3 protein-coding genes and 2 pseudogenes are annotated in these 1,807 nt (G+C 37.7%); all 5 read left to right on the top strand.

Features of this window, described 5'->3' with window-relative positions; all coding sequences use genetic code 11:
- Positions 1 to 529, top strand: a pseudogene (locus ACTIE0_RS24170) (hypothetical protein); the annotation flags it as partial.
- A 36-nt stretch (positions 530 to 565) separates the two neighbouring features.
- A pseudogene (locus tag ACTIE0_RS24165) lies at positions 566 to 775 on the top strand (hypothetical protein).
- 57 nt (positions 776 to 832) lie between these two features.
- On the top strand, positions 833 to 1,078 hold the full coding sequence (locus ACTIE0_RS24160; protein WP_006622133.1) for a hypothetical protein: 246 nt from the start codon (positions 833 to 835) through the stop codon (positions 1,076 to 1,078).
- Positions 1,079 to 1,137: 59 nt separating this feature from the next.
- Positions 1,138 to 1,410 carry a hypothetical protein gene (locus ACTIE0_RS24155; protein WP_006622134.1) on the top strand — a complete coding sequence of 91 codons (273 nt, stop codon included), beginning with the start codon at positions 1,138 to 1,140 and terminating at the stop codon, positions 1,408 to 1,410.
- The gene (locus ACTIE0_RS24150; RefSeq protein ID WP_006669951.1) at positions 1,403 to 1,732 is read left to right on the top strand and encodes a hypothetical protein; all 330 of its coding nucleotides are present in this window, start codon (positions 1,403 to 1,405) and stop codon (positions 1,730 to 1,732) included. Before ACTIE0_RS24155 ends, ACTIE0_RS24150 begins: the two co-directional genes overlap by 8 nt.
- Positions 1,733 to 1,807 lie beyond the last annotated feature (75 nt).

Below are 1,807 nucleotides of genomic sequence, written 5' to 3'. Positions count from 1 at the left end.
GGATATTGAGGATATAAATCTTGGTAAGATATCATCTCGCTTAGAAATGTTTTGGAGAGATATGAATAATTGCACTAATTATGCTCAAACCAAAAGAGGACTACAAAAAAGGAAACAAGATATAGCTAACTACAGATTATCCATTGATGTAATCGCTACACATTCAATGATATACAAAACATCAATAGATAATTCAATCAAAGCATTTAACCGTTACTGGGAATTAGCAGAAACCAAAATATTCGCAGTATCTAGCGGAACAGAACAATTCTTAGACCATTTTATCGCTCCAAGTCTTGAGAGCAAAACTAAGCAAAATAAGCAAGCAACAAAAGCAGGTTTTCCTGAATTAATCGAACCAGTTACAGACATTGACCCTAAGACTCTGAAGATAGCCATAGAAACCGCCAAAAATGATGGTTATTTAGATTCACGGGTTACTGTAAATGAATTAACCAATTTAATGAAAAACAGAGGTTATAACATGATTAATGTTAACGGTAAAAACCTGTGGAAGCAAATCATTTGACTTCCAATTAGTTCATTGACCTAGGAGAATAACACAATGATGGCAGATATCAAACATCAGATGTTTGTGAAGTTTAAGACTATGGTAGACAGTTGAGTTTACAACATTAACAAAGAAGATGGTTTGGCAACATTAAAGTCAATACTAGATGATTGCGAAAAAGAATTAACCATTACTGAACTTAAAAAGCAATTGCTGATTAAGGAACTGAATTACACAAAGCACTTAATAGATAAAGTCCAGTAAATACCCGTCCGCGATGACGGTAAACTACGGCAAACAACACACTAAGAGGATAAAACCATGACAATTGACTTGGGTAAACTACTTAACCCGAATACCTATCATAGTGATAGGTTAAGCAGCAAGCTAGTCTCTATATTGGACGCTGTAGAACTTGCCGATTGTCCTACACAATTTGATGAATGTCGTCTGTTGGAGCTTGAAAGCACTTTTCTGGTTATGCACAATTCCTTGATTACAGCAATCAATCAATTGTTGAACGAGAAAATCAAGCAATACGAAGAAGACAATAAGAATGAGTTTTAATCATGCCATAAATCCTCAAGTAAGTTAAATAATTTCGTCAAAAAAGGAAACACAAAACCATGAACGAAGAACAAGCAAGGTTAATGGTTATCGCGGAATTAGCACGTGATATTTACGCCCAAATGATGTCACGAGATATCCCCTACGCTAACCAAGATACCAGGGTGAAATTAGCCGAAATCGCCCATAACGCCGCTGTTGATTTTATGGCGGTACAAGAAAAGTGGGTATCGTCTCAAGAGACAGTTATTCAGCCAGCATCATTTATGCCCGACTTTAGTGGCAATGGTTACAGTAGCGATATCTTTATGGGGGGTGACTTCAATGCCTAAGTTATTGCCAGTAATCAGCCTACATACTGGAAATTTCAGCAATTTTCTACAGGGCCCCGGTGGAACTTGTGTAGAACTAGATACGCCCGAGTGGTTTAACTACCTGAGAAAAAACAAGTCATTTTCGGTTGAGTTAAACGGCAAAAGGTTTACAGCTTGCAAAAAAACGTCAATCAATGGCTTTGCATACTGGAATCTGAAAGGTTGGGACGGTAAAATCAACCACCATATCTATATCGGAAAATCTGACCAGACTACCAATGAGAAGATTCAACAGGCTGCTATAGCTATGTTTTATCGGTGCAACCCCAAGTTGGCGTAAGCCCTAACAGCTAACAGCCTAACAGCTACTCCAATAACTTAATAGCCCCCTATGGTTTCTAACTGTAGGGGGTGT

This window comes from Limnospira sp., from assembly GCF_051859755.1.
Classification (GTDB): domain Bacteria; phylum Cyanobacteriota; class Cyanobacteriia; order Cyanobacteriales; family Microcoleaceae; genus Limnospira; species Limnospira fusiformis.
The sequence above is the reverse complement of the archived record's forward strand: the minus strand, read 5'-3'. Positions and strand labels throughout refer to the sequence as shown.

Coding starts and splice junctions, on each gene's coding strand:
- ACTIE0_RS24155 (WP_006622134.1), top strand. CDS start 1,138: ATGAACGAAGAACAAGCAAGGTTAATGGTTATCGCGGAATTAGCACGT.
- ACTIE0_RS24160 (WP_006622133.1), top strand. CDS start 833: ATGACAATTGACTTGGGTAAACTACTTAACCCGAATACCTATCATAGT.
- ACTIE0_RS24150 (WP_006669951.1), top strand. CDS start 1,403: ATGCCTAAGTTATTGCCAGTAATCAGCCTACATACTGGAAATTTCAGC.